The organism is Paraburkholderia humisilvae (assembly GCF_902859855.1).
GTDB classification, from domain to species: Bacteria; Pseudomonadota; Gammaproteobacteria; order Burkholderiales; family Burkholderiaceae; genus Paraburkholderia; species Paraburkholderia humisilvae.
The window spans coordinates 33,130-49,620 of sequence record NZ_CADIKH010000043.1; the positions used below are offsets into that span (position 1 = coordinate 33,130).

Consider the following 16,491-nt stretch of genomic DNA (forward strand, 5'->3'; position numbering starts at 1 on the left):
TTTCCTCGTCTTTCCCTGTGTTCTGTTCGGTCCGGTGTTCTGCCTGCGTCATGCCTCGTTCCCCTCCGGTCGCCATGCTCGTTCCCCTGTTGACACCGGGGATGAATTCCAGCCAGCGGGTCGGCATCAGGTAAAATCGCATTTTACCGACCTTCTCGCACTTCCCTTATGAATCAACCGAAATCCGCTCCTGACGCTCAAGGTTTGTCGTATCGTGACGCCGGCGTGGACATCGAAGCGGGCGACGCCCTCGTCGATGCGATCAAGCCCTTTGCCAAAAAGACGCTGCGTGACGGCGTGCTGGCTGGCATCGGCGGATTCGGTGCGCTCTTCGAGGTGCCGAAGAAGTATCGCGAGCCGGTGCTCGTGTCGGGCACCGACGGCGTCGGCACGAAGCTCAAGCTCGCGTTTCACCTGAACCGGCACGACACGGTCGGCCAGGATCTGGTCGCGATGAGCGTGAACGATATCCTCGTGCAAGGCGCGGAGCCGCTCTTCTTCCTCGACTATTTCGCGTGCGGCAAGCTCGAAGTCGGCACGGCCGCAACGGTCGTCAAAGGCGTCGCGTATGGCTGCGAACTCGCGGGTTGCGCGCTGATCGGCGGCGAAACCGCCGAGATGCCGGGCATGTATCCGGACGGCGAATACGACCTCGCGGGTTTCGCGGTCGGCGCGGTCGAAAAAGCCAACATTATCGACGGCAGCAAGATCGCTCCGGGCGATATCGTGCTGGGCCTCGCGTCGAGCGGCATCCATTCGAACGGTTATTCGCTCGTGCGCAAGATTATCGAGCGCGCGCAGCCGGACCTCACCGCCGACTTCGACGGCCGTCCGCTCGCCGATGCACTGATGGCGCCCACGCGCATCTACGTGAAGTCGATGCTCGCGCTGATGGAAAAGATCACCGTAAAGGGCATGGCGCACATCACTGGCGGCGGGCTGGTCGAGAACATTCCGCGCGTGTTGCAAGCGGGGTTGACCGCCGAGCTCGATCATCGCGCGTGGCCGCTGCCGCCGCTTTTCTCGTGGCTGCAGAAGCATGGTGGCGTCGCGGATGCCGAAATGCACCGCGTGTTCAACTGCGGGATCGGCATGGCCGTGATCGTCGCCGCGCAGGATGTGCAGCAGGCAATCGGCACGCTGTCCGCGGCGGGTGAGCAGGTGTGGCAGATCGGCACAGTCCGCCAAAGCAAGGCGGGCGAGGCGCAGACCGTGGTGATCTGAGCGTCGAGCGCACATGCAATGAAAGACGGTACGCCAGCGCGCTAGCCGTTCGGTTAAAGAGTTGCTAGTTGCAGTGGTTGTCCTACGCCTCAGTTCATCAACTGAGGCGTTTTTGTTTTAGGTGAGCTTCCCCTGTTGCCACGATTATCGCGTCAGGCGGGCGACATGCCTTCGAGCGCCCGGGCGGCACCCAGCAGCCCGCCTAGCACCTTGTCGGCCACCCGCTGCGAAAAGCCTGGCGGCAGCTCAGCCTGCACTTGCGCCACGACCTCCGGTGTGCGCTTCACCAGTTCCTGAAGCAACGGCTCGGCGTTTTCTCCATAGCCGACCTTTTTGGCCGTGCTGTTGAAGTGCCGGCGCTGAATGTTGTGCATGAGGTAGTGCCGGTTCTTGCCCAGCAGCGCCATGGCTAGCTTAAGGTCCTGCGCGGCCCACTGGTTCGGCCCGTCGCCGATCACCGGATACGCGGACATCACGTCATACATCGGCGTGAGCCGGAACCGTCCGGCGGTCCCTGCCTGCAACCGGATGCTGAAGTTCTTCGCATGACCATCCGGCGCGCGCAGCATCCAGAACAGGAGTTGCGAGGCCATGAGGGCACGCAGATCGCGCCCGGCATCCAGCGACTGCTGCACGAGGGTGAACAGTTGCTTAAGGCCAGGCCCGCCTTCGTTCTCATACTTTACGAGTGGCGAGGTGCCGGTGGCCTGACAGAAGTCTTCCTGTATGAGCCGGAACAGCCTCGTGCCGTCTGACGACATCAGGCGGTCGAAGCGCTCGACGACCAGTACCCGCTGCTTGCCGAACGTGGCGATGCGAGCTTCCGCCGTGGGTAGCCCGTACGCCTTGAACAGGCGAAGACACAGCCACTCGTTGTCCACCGAGGTACTGAAGTCGGCCTGCCGTCCGCCGATCAGGCCAAGCGGCAGCTTGAAGATGTGCGTGGTGGGCGTCGAACCGCGCGGCTTCATCCACTTGCCATCCCACCACAGGAAAGCGTCCTTCTCCTGAGCGCCGGCTAGCGAAATCCGGAAGTCGTCGTCAGGGTCCCTGGCGCCCGCGAAGCGGTCCGGAGTCACGACTTCAAGCAGGTGGCGTTCGATGGCTTCGTCGTCCACGACCACGCCGTCGATGCGGTCGACACCAGAAGGTGCCTCGCCTTCTGGCAGGAGTTGCAGTGCGCCCACGCAATCGCGCCCGATGGCGCCCAGCAAGTCGAAGGCTTCGGTGGACCCAGTCTTGAAGCGGGCCGCAACGCGCCTGCGGATGGCGTCGCTGTCAGGCAGCAGGCCTTCGAAATAGTGGGCGACGTTATCGCCTTTCAGTGGTTCGTTGTTGAAGTGGAAAGGCAGCGACAAGGATATGGGTCGTCCACGCGCGGAGGCGAGCCAGCCGCTATCGTATTGCAACTCCATGTCGCCGCGGGCCGTGATGGTCCAGCGGCCCACGTATTCTCCGTTGGCCCAGAGCGTCAGGGTTTGACTGTGTGAGCGCCGCCCCATTTCACCATCCCGTCTTGCTGGCCGATTCAGGACTTTCGCGCTCGCCCAGCCACAGTTCCAGCCCGACGGTTGTGCACCAGCCCAGCAACTGCCTGAAACTCAGTTCGTCAGCGTGCTGCTCCAGGTAGGAGATGCGGTTCTGGCTCAAGCCCAATCTGGCCGCCACCTCTGCTTGAGTGAGCTTGCGGCGCTTGCGGGCAGCCTTCAGCAATTGCCCGAGCTGCAAGGCCGTCACGAGCGGTTGGGATGGCAGGTTGTGGGACATAGCAGATATCCGTAATTCGGCTATCCGTATTTTAGCTGAAATCAAGATATTATCAAAATATCCGAAAAACAGATATTTTGATAATATCTGCAATGCGGATAAATGGCGCACCGTGGACAGGCGATCGGAAATGACGCAAACGCACGGCGACGGATTGCGGCGGGCGAACCGCTACAGAGCGTGCCGTGCGCCCCAACCGTGGCCGCAAAGCCGGGTGTGGCCGTGCTGAAAGGCATTCGCAACCTACTCGTCGCTTACACCAGAAACCGTGCGAATTTGAAATTGCAGTGCGCGGCGGGAAGCGTGTTGTTTCGCGACGGAACAGACTTGCGAGACCCATCGGGCTCGACACGCCTGGCGGTGGGATTCGGACAATCAAAAACGACTCGCTCGACTCCATGACCAACCCGTCCGTGCGCGACTGGCTGTTTTCGGCCAAGACCTTTCTGGCCGCGATGATCGCGCTGTACATCGCGCTAGCCGTGCCGCTGGAGCGGCCGTCGTGGGCCATGGCATCGGTCTATATCGTGTCGAACCCGTTTGTCGGCGCGACGCGCTCGAAGGCGCTGTTTCGCGCGATCGGCACGGCGATGGGCGCGGCGGCCTCGATACTGATCGTGCCGCCGTTCGTCGAATCGCCTTATCTGTTCAGTGTGCTGGTCGCGCTGTGGACCGGCGCGATGGTTTACATGTCGTTGGCGGACCGCACTGCGCGCTCCTATGTGTTTCTGCTCGCGGGCCTGACGTTGCCGCTCGTCGCGTTGCCGACGGTCACCGACCCGACCACGATCTTCGACGTCGCGATCGCGCGTACCGAGGAAATCCTGCTCGGCATCATCTGCGCGAGCGTGGTTGGTTCGCTGGTCTTGCCAAGCCGGCTTGGACCGACGCTTATCGGCCGCACCGACGCATGGTTCGCGGACGCCCAGCAGTTTGCGCACGAAGCGCTCGCGGCGCGCGGCGGCGCCGTCGTACAGTTGCCGCGCCAGCAGCGGCTGGCGGCAACCGTCAAGGCACTTGACGTGCTGTTGGGCCAGCTGTCTTACGACCACGCAAGCCCGGAAGTTGTCGCGCGTGCGTTCGCGCTGCGCGAACGCATGCAACTGTTCCTGCCGGTGCTGTCGGCACTGACGGACCCGATGGCCGCGCTGCGGAGTTCGGCAGCGATCGCGCACGTGCCACTGTTCGAACCGCTGATGGCCGACGTCTGTAAATGGATCGATGCATCGCTGCGCCGCGTGAGCAGCACGCCAATCACCGACGGCGACACGGAAGCGACGCACTTGCGCGCGCGTATCGCCGCGTTGCGCGTCGCTGTGCCGCGCGGACTCGCGCCGTGGGACCGCGCGTTGCTGTCGAACACGCTGTGGCGCGTGCAGCTGGCGATCGACATCTGGGAGGACTGCCTTGGATTGCGCGCACTGATCGATCAGCATCATGGCAGCTGGGAACCGCGCTTTCGCCATTGGCGCGTGAACGCCGAGGAGGTCTTCGTGGACCATGGCTTCATGCTGTTCTCCGCGATCTCGACCATCTGCTTTATCGTGGTCGCGTGCAGCCTGTGGATTGCCTCCGGATGGCATGACGGCGCGAACGCGGTGTTTATCGCGGCGGTCGCATGCTGCTTCTTCGGCGGCCTCGATGAACCCGCGCCGGCGATCTTCCGGTTTTTTCTATCGTGCTTCGTGGCCGTAATCGCATCGGGAATCTATCTTTTCGTCGTGTTGCCCGAGGTGCATAACTTCGAAACGCTGGTGTTGGTATTTGCCGTGCCGTTTCTCATCATCGGGACGCTGATCGCGAATCCGAAATTTAACCAGGTAGCGGCGGTCATTTCGTTGTTTACCGCGACGTTCATGAGTCTCGCAGGCTCGTACGATGCGAACTTCATGGTCTTCATCAATACGAGCAGCGCTTCGCTGGCCGGCCTCGTATTCGCGTTCGTCTGGACGCGCGTGACCCGGCCGTTCGGCGCCGAGTACTTCGCGCAACGGTTGATTCGCGCGACCTGGGCCGACGTCGTGCGGGCCGTGTCGGGGCCGCCGATTTCCGATGAGCGCACCTTCTTCTCACGAATGCTCGATCGTCTGATGCAAGTGCTGCCGCGTCTGGCCACCTCGGGCCCGCATCATCATCCATCGGTCGAAACCTTTCGCGACCTGCGTGTCGCGACGAACTCGCTTGATCTGCGCCATTACCGTGATAGTGTCGTCGCCGAGATGAGCGAGCAGATCGACCGGGTGCTGACGAACGTGCGCACCTATTACGAACTGTGCGTCGCGCGGCGCAGGCGTCAGCCGGTGCCGCGCGGGCTGATCGAAGCGATCGACGCCGCGCTCGCGCGCATCGCGCAGCCGGGCGCCGGCGGCGCGCCGCCCACGTTTTCAACCGAGATCCGGCTACGCGATGCGGTGCACGCACTCGTTGGTCTGCGCCTGTCGCTCGCGCCGTTGGCGCCGGGCGCGCCGGCCGTGCCGGCGATGCCCGGTCCGGCGCCCGCCGTCTGAGCGGCGCCGTTATTTATCTTGATCGCAAGAAGCAGTCACGAGGCAGCCATGATCGGGGAAGTCAATTTCGTCGGGGTTTTCATACCGGCAGTGCTGGTGCTGATGCTGATCGCGTATCTGATCAAGCGTGGCGTCGTGATGCTGCTCGCCGCGCTTGGGGTGTATCGCTTCATCTGGCATAGGGCGGCGTTCGATTTTTGTCTCTACGTGTTTATCTTCGGTGCCATGGTCGTTCTAACGAAGCGGTTTGGCGCGTGAAACAGATCTCCGTGTTCTCCGTCGTGCTGACCCTGGTCTCGACCCTCGTCGCTGCGGTCGTGCTGTGGAAAGTGATCGACTACTACATGTTCTCGCCGTGGACACGCGATGGCCGCGTGCGCGCCGACATCGTGCAGGTCGCGCCGGACATCTCCGGGTGGATTACCGACATCCGCATCATCGACAACCAGCCGGTGAAAAGAGGCCAGGTGCTGTTCGTGATCGACGAGGCGCGTTATCAGCTCGCGTACCGCGAGGCGGTCGCGACCCTCGCGCAGCGCCGTGCGACGTACGACGAAGCGCGCCGCGAAGATGTGCGTAACGGGCAATTGGGCAATCTCGTCGCGCTCGAGGTGGCGCAGCAGAGCCACGCGCGCGTGGAGGAAGCACGCGCGCAAATGGATCTCGCCAAGGTCGCGGTCGATACCGCGCAGCTGAATTTGCATCGCACGGCGATCGTGAGCCCGGTCGACGGCTATGTGAACGACCGCGCACCGCGTCTGAACGAATATGCGACGGCGGGCAGGGCGGTGCTGTCGATCGTCGATGCGCATTCGTTCCGCGTCGATGGTTACTTCGAAGAAACGAAGATGCGCCATATCCGGGTTGGCCAGCAGGTCGACATCGTCGTGATGGGCGAACCCAAACTGCTGCGCGGCCATGTGGTCAGCATCGTTGCCGGGATCGAGGACCGCGACCGTACGATCAGCCCGCAGAACCTGCTGCCGAATGTCGACCCGGCATTCAGCTGGGTGCGGCTTGCGCAGCGCATTCCGGTACGCGTCGCGCTCGATGAAGTGCCGCCGGATTTCCAGATGATCTCCGGGCGGACCGCGACCGTGCTGATCCGCGGTCCAGAGCTGGGTCCGTTCGGGAATCTGGGCGCGTCAGCGCCGCAGGCGGCATCGACACCGCAAACGCGTTTCGGTCTATGGCTCGAACGGTTGATCGGAGCGCTGAGATGAACACGCGCCGCGCGAACCGGCACGCGCGGCCCGGCCGCGCGCTCGCACGCGCGCGGATTTTCGCGCTACGCGCGACGTGTGCCGTGCTGTGTGTCGCGCCGTTCGCCGGCTGCACGGTCGGCCCCAACTATGCGCTGCCGCAGGACGCACTCGTGAACGCGAAGTTCGCGAACGCGCCGATCGACGGCGCGAGCGACCCGCTTGTCACGCAGCAGCCGGTGCCGCCGAACTGGTGGCGGCTCTACGACGACCCGGTGCTCAACGGGCTGGTCGAAGATGCGCTCGCCGAAAATCGCGATCTGAAAGTCGCGGTTGCGAATCTTGCGGCGTCGCGCGCGGAAGTGCAGTTCGCGCGCGAGCAGGACGGCTTTTCCGGAGATGCAGCGGCGGCCGTGCAGTACACGCAGCTGTCGCCGCAAGCCTTTCTGACGGACAAGATTCCGCCCTCGATGCTGGCGGACGTCGGCTTTAACGTGTCGTACGAGCTCGATCTGTTCGGCAAGCTGCGACGCGGCGTCGAAGCGGCAAAGGCCGACGACGACGCGGTCGAAGCCGCGCTCGACCTTGTGCGTGTCACGGTGGTCGCGGAGGTCGTCCGTTCATACGTCGAAAACTGCGCGGCCGCGGAGGAGCTGGCGATCGCGCAGCGTTCGCTTGCGCTCGAACGGGAGCGGGTCGACGTGTCGCGCCAGCTGTTGCAGGCGGGCCGCGGCAACCTGCCGGATGTCACGCGCGGGCTGACGCAGCAGGACACGATCGCCGCGGAGATTCCGCGCTTTCAGTTGCGCCAGCGCGTCGCGCAATACCAGCTCGCGATGCTGCTCGCGCGCGCGCCGGACGATTTGCCGCCCGACGCGAAAAATTGCACGAAGCTGCCGCAGATCGGCCAGCCGGTGCCGGTCGGCGACGGCGCCGCGTTGCTCAAGCGCAGGCCCGACGTCCGCGAGGCAGAGCGCAAGCTGGCCGCATCGACGGCGCGTATCGGCGTCGCGACGGCGGCGCTGTATCCGACCATCAGCATTGGTGCGAGCGCGGGCTTCACCGGGTTCCCGAAAGATCTGGGGACTGCGCAGACCGCGCGCTACGCAATCGGACCGCTGATCAGCTGGGTGTTCCCGGTGAACGGCCAGCGCGCGAGGGTGCACGAGGCCGAGGCATCGACGGCCGCGTCGCTTGCGCAATTCGACTCGGTCGTGTTGAACGCGTTGCGCGAAACGCAGTCGGCGCTCGCGACATACAGCGAAGACACGGCGCGCTGGCAGGCGTTGCAGACCGCTGCGCAGTCCGCGCAGAAGTCGGCCGATGAGACGCACCAGTTGTATGTGAGCGGGCGCGAGTCGTTTATCTCCGATCTCGACGCGACGCGTACGCTGACTTCGGTCGATGCGCAGGTGGCGGCTGCGCGGTCGATCGTGGCGGTTGATCGGGTCAATCTGTTCCTCGCGTTGGGCGGCGGGTGGGAAGAAGCGGCGCCCGACGGTGCCAAAGAAGGTTCGAACGAAGCTTCGCCGCAGAGCCCGCAGGGCGGCGTGCAGCAGACTGCGCTGAAGAGTGGGCAGCAACGCGTGCATCAGACCGCGCAGAAGAGTGGTCAGGACGATGCGCCGCCACGCGCACGCGAGTGAGCGACGCGTGGTTCCGGCCTCGTACGCGAAACACACCCGCTCCACGCAGTACCGCGCGACGTGACGCGTGCACGCAAGGTCACGCCCGCCCTTCCACGATCCGTTCCAGTACATGCAGCGCCTGCTCCGTCGCGTCCTCTGCGCAGCAGTCGATCACCGTACGCTCGGGCATCGCGCGCAGCCACGTCAACTGCCGCTTGCAGAGCTGCCGCGTCGCAAACACGCCTTGGTCGCGCATCGTCGCATGGTCGATCGCGCCGTCGAGATATGCCCACGCCTGCCGGTAACCGACACAGCGCATCGACGGCAGGCCCGCATGCAGATCGCCACGCGCACGCAGCCGTTCGACTTCCTCGATAAAGCCAGCGGCCAGCATCGCGTCGAACCGTCGCGCGATACGCGCATGCAACACGCTACGGTCCGACGGTTCCAGGGCGACCGGCGCGAAGCGATAGCGCGCCGCGGCATTATCGTCGCGGGCGGGCGCCGCGAGCAGTGCGGACATCGGCTGGCTGGTGAGCATGAACACTTCCAGCGCGCGCTGGATGCGCTGTGAGTCGTTCGGCGCGAGCCGCGCCGCCGTCAGCGGATCGACCGCCGCAAGACGCGCGTGCAGCGCGGGCCAGCCGTCGCGCATGGCGTCGGCTTCGAGACTCGCGCGCAGCGCGGCATCGGCGCCTGGCAGATCGTTGAGTCCCTGCGTGAGCGCCCTGTAGTACAGCATCGTGCCGCCGACCAGCAACGGCACGTGGCCTCGTTCGACGATCGCGCCGATCGCGCGCAGCGCATCGGCGCGGAAATCGGAAGCGGAATAGGCGTCGGCCGGATCGACGATGTCGATCAGATGATGCGGCGCGCGCGAACGTTCTTCCGCAGTGGGCTTCGCGGTGCCGATATCCATGCCGCGATAGACAAGGGCTGAATCGACGCTGACGATTTCAACCGGCCGACGCGCGGCGAACGCGAGCGCCGCCGCCGTCTTGCCCGATGCGGTCGGGCCGAGCAGACAGGCAACCGTTGCGCGCGCATCGATCCTCGCCGCGTTCATTGTCCGCGCAGGAACAGCCGGTCGAGATCGGACAGCGTGAGCTGATACCACGTCGGCCGTCCGTGATTGCATTGATCCGCGCGTTCGGTCGCTTCCATCTGCCGCAATAGCGCGTTCATTTCGTCGAGCGTCAGCCGCCGGTTCGCGCGTACCGCGTGATGACACGCGAGCGTACCGAGCAACTCATGCTGGCGTTCGGTCAGCACGCGCGAACCGCCGTATGCATGCAAATCCGCGAGCACCGCGCGCGCCAGCGCGGGCAAGTCGGCGTCCTTCAGCAGCGCGGGCACCGCACGGATCGCGAGCGTCGTCGGCGACAGCACGGCGAGGTCGAAGCCGAGCGCATCGAGCGTCTCGCGCTCTTCGTCGACAATGCCGATCTCGACTGGATCGGCCGGCATCGATTGCGGAATCAGCAGCGGCTGCACCGCGATGGTCCGCTCGGCGAGTGCGTTCTTGAACTGCTCGTACAGGATGCGCTCGTGCGCCGCGTGCATATCGACGATCACCAGCCCGCGCGCGTTTTGCGCGAGCACGTAGATGCCGTGAATCTGACCCAGCGCGAAACCGAGCGGCTGCTCGTCGGCCACGTCGAACGCGGCATGCGGCGCTAGCGTGGCGAATGGCGATGGCGCGCCGGCGCTGACATCGCGCGCTTCGGGCGTATGCAGCGTCGTCGCTCCGTGCGGCGTGCCGGCGCCCGTGTCCTTGCGGCCGAACAGTGCGTCGTACAGCGCAAGGGGTTGCGCGACCGGCAACGTGCCTTGTCGCATGCGCGCATCGCGCATCCAGGTCGCACCGGACGATGGCGCGCCGTTTCCGAAGCGGCGCTCGCCGTCCAGCGCGAATGCGCCGTTATTCAAACCACCCAGCGGCGTCGAGCCGAACGAAGCCGGCCCCGCGAGCGGTTCGACATGCGCGGCGTGGCCACCCGCGGTCGTCTCCGGCGATGCGCCCGCGTGGCGTGCAAGCGCGCGCTGCACCGCGTGAAACACGAACTGGTGAATCGAGCGCGAATCGCGGAAGCGAACTTCAATTTTCGATGGGTGCACGTTCACGTCGACCGCTTCCGGCGGCAGATCGAGAAACAGCACGTACGACGGGTAACGGTCGCCGTGCAACACGTCTTCGTACGCGGCACGCACCGCGTGCGTGAGCAGCTTGTCGCGCACGAAGCGGCCGTTCACGAAAAAGTACTGCTGGTCGGCCCGGCCGCGGCTCGCCGTCGGCAAGCCCGCGCAGCCGTACACCGCGAGCGGGCCGGCCACCTCGTCGAGCGGCAGATGCGCGGTCGCGAACGTGTCGCCAAGAATTTTCGCGACGCGCGCGGCCGGATCGCTTGCGTTCCAGTGCTCGACCGCTCGGCCGTTGTGCAGCACCGAGATGGCGACGTCGGGCCGGGCGAGCGCCGCGCGGCGGACCATCTCGAGGCAATGGCCGAGTTCGGTCTGCTCACTCTTCAAAAACTTGCGGCGTGCCGGCGTATTGAAATACAGCTCGCGCACTTCGATGGTCGTGCCTTGCGTGCCGGCGGCGGGTGTGAGCGCACCGGTCTGCGCGTCGATGCGGGTGGCGTGCGGGGCGTCGCCGGTGCGGCTCGTGATGAGCATCTCCGACACCGATGCGATCGATGCCAGCGCTTCGCCGCGAAACCCCAGCGTCGCGACCGCTTCGAGCTCCGCAAGCGAGCGGATTTTGCTGGTCGCATGACGGGTGAGCGCAAGCGCGAGTTCCCCAGCGGGGATGCCGCAGCCGTCGTCGGTGATCGAGATGCGCTTCACGCCGCCTTCGTCGAGCAGAACGCGCAGCGTGGCCGCGCCCGCGTCGAGCGCGTTTTCGAGCAGTTCCTTGACCACCGACGCGGGCCGCTCGACGACCTCGCCGGCGGCGATCTGGCTAATCAACTGATCGGGCAATGGCTGGATCGAGCGCGGCGCACGCGCGGCACGTGGCGTGCGTGCGGGACGGGCGACGGCGGCGGGTTCCGTGGGCGCGGCGGATGCGCCCGCAGCCGTGCCATCTGACGGTTCGCGGTATTCGGACATGGCGGAATTATAGCGATTCGCCGCGCGGCGCCTGTAAGCGGGGCACGCGCTTTGGACGCGACGTTCTTCGCCGGCCCCCCGGGATGGACGACACTCACGCGTGCTACGAGCGCGCGCACGGTGCCGGGATCATATTTTCTTAATATTGCGGCTGGTACTTTGGGTATCATGGCGCGGTCGCTTTTTCCGGTTTGGGCGCGTTTCGCCGGTTTGTGCTGCGTGTCGCACGCCGCGCCCAACTGGCCCGACTGGCGAATGTCGTCGCCACCGCATTTCGTCGGATCAGAACCGACCGTCGCGCGCCGCGTAGCCTTGGCCCCGCAATTCGCGCTATTGAGAGGATGTCTTTTTGGATACGCTCCTGCATTTCGTCAACCTTGTCCTGCACATCGACGCATTTCTCGGTGACTTCATACGCCAGTACGGCGCATGGGTCTATGCGGTGCTGTTCCTGATCGTGTTTTGCGAGACCGGGCTTGTCGTGCTGCCGTTTCTGCCCGGCGATTCGCTGCTGTTCATCGGCGGCGCGTTTTGCGCGAGCGGTGCGATGAACCTCGGCGCGCTGATCCTGTTGCTGGTCGTTGCCGCCGTGACCGGCAACACGGTTAACTACCTGATCGGCCGGGCGATCGGCGCGAAGGTGTTCGATTCGCACATCCCGGTGCTCGAACGGTTCCTTGATCGCGAGGCGCTGCGCAAGACCCACAACTTTTATGAAAAGCACGGCGGCAAGACCATCGTGCTCGCGCGTTTCATTCCGGTCGTGCGGACTTTCGCCCCGTTCGTCGCGGGCGCGTCGCAGATGAGCGTGCGGCGCTTCCAGCTGTTCAACGTTACCGGTGCGCTGTTCTGGGTGCTGCTGCTCGTGCTGCTCGGCTACTTCTTCGGCAACATTCCGTTTATCCGCCAGTACCTGAACGTGATAGTGCTGGTCGGCATTGGCGCGGCCGTCGTGCCGGTCGCATTGGGTGCGCTGTGGAAAATGGTGCGCCGACGAGCGCCGGAGGGCTCGGCGCCCAAAAGCGGCGGGCAATGAAGGCGGTGAGCGCCTCGTCGGTCTGACGGGCACACACCGCGCGGTGGACCGCGCATCAGACAAAAGGGCATCGCGTCGATCGCGATGCCCTTTTTGCTGGTCCTGCCGGAACGCACGCGTTACGTGCGCCGCCGCTGCGCGGTCTAGCTGGCCGCCGTGCGTCGCACGAACGGCGTTTCCGGCGTCGGATAGCCGGCTTCCCGGAACGTCTCGACAATCGCGCGATTCGTGTCGAAATAGACCTGCCAGTAATGATCGGTGTGCGTATAAGGCCGCACACACAGCATCGGTCCTTCTGGCGTAAACGACAACACTTCGATATCAGGCGCCGGATTCTCCGCGACATTGGGAATGCGCGTCACCGCCGCGCGCAGACGGTTCGCCGCATCAATCGGGTCGACGCCGTTCGCAATCTTCGCGGTCAGTTCGACGCGGCGTACCGGCAGCGCGCTGTAGTTCGAGATCGTGTCGGAGAAGATCTTGTTGTTGCCGATGATGGTCGTCACGTTGTCCGGCGTGACGACTGTCGTGCCGAACAGCCCGAGCTCGCGGACCGTGCCGGTCACGCCGCCGACGGTGACGAAATCGCCGACCTTGAACGGACGCAGCACCTGCATGAACACACCGGCTGCGAAGTGCGCGAGCAGGCCACCCCACGCGGTGCCGATTGCAAGACCCAGGCCGGCGAGCAGCGCGGCGAACGACGTGGTCTGCACGCCGAACACCTGCAGGATCGCGAGAATCAGCATCAGATTCAGCAGCGCGCCGAGAATCGAGCCAAGGTAATGCGCGAGCGTCGGATCGACACGGCCATTGCGCTCGAGCACCGCGCGCAGCAAGCGCGTGATCAGCCCGATCACCCACCGCCCGATAATCCACAGGACAATGGCGGCAAGTACTTTGGTTCCGAAGTCGATGCCTCGGGTCATCAGGAATACGCGTACGGTTTCAAGGTCCACGATGTCCTCGCTCGATCGATGGTGTTGTGCTTCGTTGGATCGACTGCAGCCTATGCCGCGCATGCGCGGTGCTGCGTGATGTTACGGTGATGTTTCGGTTGTGCTAAGTCTGTGCTACCGCGAAAGGCTTTGACAGGAAGGGCGATACGACGTGATGGCGGGCGTGGCCGGTCGCCCGCGGCCTTCGGAAGTTATAGCCGACCGCGTGCGCGTTAGCAAGTCGTATTCCCGCTTCTAGTCCTGCTCCCAGGGCCGCCTCCCGCCGCACGCATGCGCGATGACTGAAGCGGCGCGAATACCGCCGCCGGCGGTGGTCGCCGCGCGCTTTGCGTCGGCACGCATGCCACCGTGCTGCGAAGCAAACGCCAGCGCTCCGGTGAATCCATCAGCGCAGCCGAACTCGACGTCACACCGAACACGCTTCGGAATGCAAAAAGGCTCATCGGTTTCCCGATGAACCTTTGTCGTTTCAACCTGCTTCGGCCGATGTTTCTGATCGGGTCAATGTCGCATCGCAGCCGTTGCGATCGTCGCGTCCGTTGCGAAATCTTCCGCGTCGACGTCATAGCCAGACGGTTCCCAACGAATCGCGAGCAGCGCGATCAGTCCGCACAACGGCGCGGCCGCGATGATCCAGAACACACGCGTGCCGAGCGCGGCGGCGAGCACCGGAAACAGGAACAGCGACACGGTCGAGCTTGCACGCATCAGCGTCTGGTTAAAGCCGACCCCGACGCCGCGCAGCGAGGTCGGATAGCTAAGCGACGCGAACGTCATGGTGTGCGAGCCGGGACCGAAACCCTGGCCGAGCAGGAAGGCGCCGAGCAGTGCGACCGCGAGGGCGACCTGGACGCCGCCCGCCGGCTTGCCGACCATCGCAAGGCCGACCAGCGCAGCCAGCTGGAACATATAACCGAGCACCGTCGGCTTCCATGCACCGGTCTTCGGCACCGTGCGCACCGCGATCAGGCCGCCGACGAAGGCGAACGCAAGATTGAGCACGAGCGACGCGAGGATGGTCGTCAGCATCGACTGGGCGAGGAAACTCGAGATGATCACCGGTAGGCCGAATGCGACCGCGTTATACGCGAACGACGACGCGACGGCGAGCACGGTCGCGAGCACCGTGCGCTTCAGATACACACCGCGCAGCAGCGTGCCGTAGTTTGCCCACGATGCGCGGCGCGGCGCGCGTTGCGCAGCAGTGGCCCGCGATGCATCCGGCGCGACCGCCGCGTCGATGCCATACGAGCGTTTCAGGATTTTCGCGGCGCCGGCAAGGTCGCCCTGATTCGCGGCCCATACCGGCGACTCGCTGATATAGCGGCTGCGGATCGCGATAATGACCAATGCCGGCACGGCGCCGAAGCCGAGAATCAGACGCCACAGCAGCGGTTGATGGCTCGCCGGCAGCATCGCGTAGAACGCCAGCACGAGCAGATATGACACGCTGATCGCCGCATACCAGACCGGACACCACATCGCGACGCGTGCCGCCTTGTTGCCGCGCCCGCGTAATCGCGAAAACTCGGCGAGAAAGGCCATCGCGACCGGCAGATCGATGCCGACGCCAAGCCCCATGACGAAGCGCGCGCCGCCGAGCACCCACGCGTTCGGCGCAAATGCGCACGCGAGCGCGGCGATCACGAAGAAGAACATATCGGCCATAAAGACGCGGTAACGGCCGATACGGTCAGTCAGGAAGCCGCCAAGGCATGCGCCGACGATCGCGCCGAACGTGATCGCGGACGCGACGAAGCCGATGCCGGCGGGCGTCAATGAGAACTCGCGCGCGATGTCTTTGACGCCGAACGCGAGCGCACCGAGGTCATACGCGTCGAGAAACACGCCGCCGAGTGCGATGGCAACGACGATGCGCGCGTCGCTGCCCGCCGCGGCGCCCTGGTTGACGAGTTGAGAGACGTCCGCAGCCGAGCGGATCAGGGCTCGCGCGGGTGCGGTCGATTGTGCCGGCGCGGCTTGGAGTTCGGGAGCGAAGGGGATGGACATACGGCGGGCGCGCAAAATATGCGCAAAAACGTGAAAAGTCGTGATCCTACCGGCGCCTTTCAGCGTGCAGCAAGGTTATTTTCGTTATTAGCTCATGCGCGGTGCGGTTTGCGCGAACGGCACGCCCGGAGTGCGTCGTTGGCGCCTTTTAGCGCCGCGCGATCACCGCGGTGGACTCGACCCACTCCTCGACCCAGCCATTGCGCGCATGCGTATCGAGCAACGTCTTCAGGCGGTTCAGCAATTCGTCGAGCCGCTCGCCGAGATGGCTGCGCGACAGGCTCGACATCGACTGCGGCCGCACCATCAACGCATCGATCGACACCCGGCGCCGCTCGACGATCGACACCCGCTCAAGCGACGCAAACGGCGATTGCATCAGCACCGCTTCATGGCCGACCCAATCGTCGGATTTGCGGCGCGCGCGGGCCGGATCGCTTTGCGCATACTGATCGAGCAGGCTCCGATATTCCGCCATCCACGGTTCCGACGCGCCATCAGGCTGCGACGTGGCGAAGAGCGCAACCGCGCCGCCCGGTTCGATCAGCGTATCGAGGCGGCGCAGCGTATCGGGCCGGTCCATCCAATGGAATGCGCGGCCGATTACCGCGAGCCGGAATGTGCCCATATCGGCGGACAGATCGTACGAACTGCCGAGGCGGAACTCGATATTCGGCGCGATGCCGGCCCCGAGTTCCGACGCGATGCGCAGCATTTCGGGCTCCGGATCGAGCGCGACGCCGCTTGCGACCCACGACGCGAACGCGATCGACAACTGACCCGGCCCGCAGCCGATATCGAGCAGACGCTCAGTGCCGTCAAGCCCGCAGGTTTCGCCGACGCGCCGGATCAAACGGGGAGAGTAGGCCGCGCGGCCGCTCAGATAATGAGCGGCGGCATGCCTGAAACGGTCGGGCACGAACGGAATCGGATCGGTCACGGTGCGCATCCATGAAAGCGGCGCGTGGTGTCGCGCACTGACTGCACCGTGCGCGACCGCGCGCGTCATCTGAAAGCCGGAGGAAGGGTTCGTCCGGCGGCGACACC

13 protein-coding genes are annotated in these 16,491 nt (G+C 64.9%); 6 read left to right on the top strand and 7 right to left on the bottom strand.

The window, feature by feature from the left end; all coding sequences use genetic code 11:
* The first annotated feature begins 168 nt into the window (after positions 1–168).
* Positions 169–1,224, top strand: coding sequence for a phosphoribosylformylglycinamidine cyclo-ligase (purM, locus tag HV796_RS30695; protein ID WP_175231328.1), 1,056 nt, complete (start codon positions 169–171; stop codon positions 1,222–1,224).
* A 152-nt stretch (positions 1,225–1,376) separates the two neighbouring features.
* Here the strand turns inward: purM and HV796_RS30700 are convergent, their stop codons facing one another.
* Entirely contained in the window at positions 1,377–2,726 is a 1,350-nt protein-coding gene (locus HV796_RS30700) for a type II toxin-antitoxin system HipA family toxin (protein ID WP_175231331.1), read from the bottom strand.
* 1 nt (position 2,727) lies between these two features.
* Positions 2,728–2,991, bottom strand: a complete 264-nt coding sequence (locus HV796_RS30705; protein WP_175231335.1) for a helix-turn-helix domain-containing protein — start codon at positions 2,989–2,991, stop codon at positions 2,728–2,730.
* 398 nt (positions 2,992–3,389) lie between these two features.
* Here HV796_RS30705 and HV796_RS30710 point away from each other — a divergent pair, with 398 nt between their 5' ends.
* Genes HV796_RS30710 through HV796_RS30725 form a run of 4 tightly spaced genes read left to right on the top strand, consistent with a single transcriptional unit; the run spans position 3,390 to position 8,346 of the window.
* Positions 3,390–5,498, top strand: coding sequence for an FUSC family protein (locus HV796_RS30710; protein ID WP_175231338.1), 2,109 nt, complete (start codon positions 3,390–3,392; stop codon positions 5,496–5,498).
* Between the two features lie 48 nt (positions 5,499–5,546).
* A complete protein-coding gene (locus tag HV796_RS30715; RefSeq protein ID WP_175231340.1) occupies positions 5,547–5,756 on the top strand; it encodes a DUF1656 domain-containing protein in 210 nt (69 codons plus the stop codon).
* Positions 5,753–6,721, top strand: a complete 969-nt coding sequence (locus tag HV796_RS30720) for an efflux RND transporter periplasmic adaptor subunit (RefSeq protein WP_246356126.1) — start codon at positions 5,753–5,755, stop codon at positions 6,719–6,721. The genes HV796_RS30715 and HV796_RS30720 overlap by 4 nt, the downstream gene beginning before the upstream one ends.
* Entirely contained in the window at positions 6,718–8,346 is a 1,629-nt protein-coding gene (locus HV796_RS30725; RefSeq protein ID WP_175231343.1) for an efflux transporter outer membrane subunit, read from the top strand. Before HV796_RS30720 ends, HV796_RS30725 begins: the two co-directional genes overlap by 4 nt.
* A 79-nt stretch (positions 8,347–8,425) precedes the next feature.
* Here the strand turns inward: HV796_RS30725 and miaA are convergent, their stop codons facing one another.
* Both miaA and mutL read right to left on the bottom strand, forming a co-directional pair.
* Positions 8,426–9,394 carry a tRNA (adenosine(37)-N6)-dimethylallyltransferase MiaA gene (gene miaA, locus HV796_RS30730; protein WP_175231346.1) on the bottom strand — a complete coding sequence of 323 codons (969 nt, stop codon included), beginning with the start codon at positions 9,392–9,394 and terminating at the stop codon, positions 8,426–8,428.
* Positions 9,391–11,439, bottom strand: coding sequence for a DNA mismatch repair endonuclease MutL (gene mutL, locus HV796_RS30735; RefSeq protein WP_175231349.1), 2,049 nt, complete (start codon positions 11,437–11,439; stop codon positions 9,391–9,393). The genes miaA and mutL overlap by 4 nt, the downstream gene beginning before the upstream one ends.
* A gap of 349 nt (positions 11,440–11,788) precedes the next feature.
* Between mutL and HV796_RS30740 the strand changes: the two genes are divergently transcribed.
* Positions 11,789–12,475, top strand: coding sequence for a DedA family protein (locus tag HV796_RS30740; RefSeq protein WP_175231352.1), 687 nt, complete (start codon positions 11,789–11,791; stop codon positions 12,473–12,475).
* A 143-nt stretch (positions 12,476–12,618) separates the two neighbouring features.
* On the opposite strand, the gene HV796_RS30745 is transcribed toward HV796_RS30740, so the two are convergent.
* From HV796_RS30745 to HV796_RS30755, 3 genes are all read right to left on the bottom strand, one after another.
* Complete coding sequence (locus HV796_RS30745; RefSeq protein ID WP_175231357.1) at positions 12,619–13,434, bottom strand: mechanosensitive ion channel family protein; 816 nt, start codon at positions 13,432–13,434, stop codon at positions 12,619–12,621.
* A gap of 501 nt (positions 13,435–13,935) precedes the next feature.
* Complete coding sequence (locus HV796_RS30750) at positions 13,936–15,444, bottom strand: MFS transporter (protein WP_175231360.1); 1,509 nt, start codon at positions 15,442–15,444, stop codon at positions 13,936–13,938.
* A 148-nt stretch (positions 15,445–15,592) separates the two neighbouring features.
* Positions 15,593–16,393 carry a class I SAM-dependent methyltransferase gene (locus HV796_RS30755; RefSeq protein ID WP_175231395.1) on the bottom strand — a complete coding sequence of 267 codons (801 nt, stop codon included), beginning with the start codon at positions 16,391–16,393 and terminating at the stop codon, positions 15,593–15,595.
* Between the last annotated feature and the right edge of the window lie 98 nt (positions 16,394–16,491).

Excerpts from the sequence above, each read along its gene's own strand:
- HV796_RS30715 (WP_175231340.1), top strand. The coding sequence starts at position 5,547 with ATGATCGGGGAAGTCAATTTCGTCGGGGTTTTCATACCGGCAGTGCTG.
- HV796_RS30750 (WP_175231360.1), bottom strand. The coding sequence starts at position 15,444 with ATGTCCATCCCCTTCGCTCCCGAACTCCAAGCCGCGCCGGCACAATCG.
- HV796_RS30700 (WP_175231331.1), bottom strand. The coding sequence starts at position 2,726 with ATGGGGCGGCGCTCACACAGTCAAACCCTGACGCTCTGGGCCAACGGA.
- HV796_RS30705 (WP_175231335.1), bottom strand. The coding sequence starts at position 2,991 with ATGTCCCACAACCTGCCATCCCAACCGCTCGTGACGGCCTTGCAGCTC.
- miaA (WP_175231346.1), bottom strand. The coding sequence starts at position 9,394 with ATGAACGCGGCGAGGATCGATGCGCGCGCAACGGTTGCCTGTCTGCTC.
- HV796_RS30755 (WP_175231395.1), bottom strand. The coding sequence starts at position 16,393 with ATGCGCACCGTGACCGATCCGATTCCGTTCGTGCCCGACCGTTTCAGG.
- mutL (WP_175231349.1), bottom strand. The coding sequence starts at position 11,439 with ATGTCCGAATACCGCGAACCGTCAGATGGCACGGCTGCGGGCGCATCC.
- HV796_RS30725 (WP_175231343.1), top strand. The coding sequence starts at position 6,718 with ATGAACACGCGCCGCGCGAACCGGCACGCGCGGCCCGGCCGCGCGCTC.
- HV796_RS30710 (WP_175231338.1), top strand. The coding sequence starts at position 3,390 with ATGACCAACCCGTCCGTGCGCGACTGGCTGTTTTCGGCCAAGACCTTT.
- purM (WP_175231328.1), top strand. The coding sequence starts at position 169 with ATGAATCAACCGAAATCCGCTCCTGACGCTCAAGGTTTGTCGTATCGT.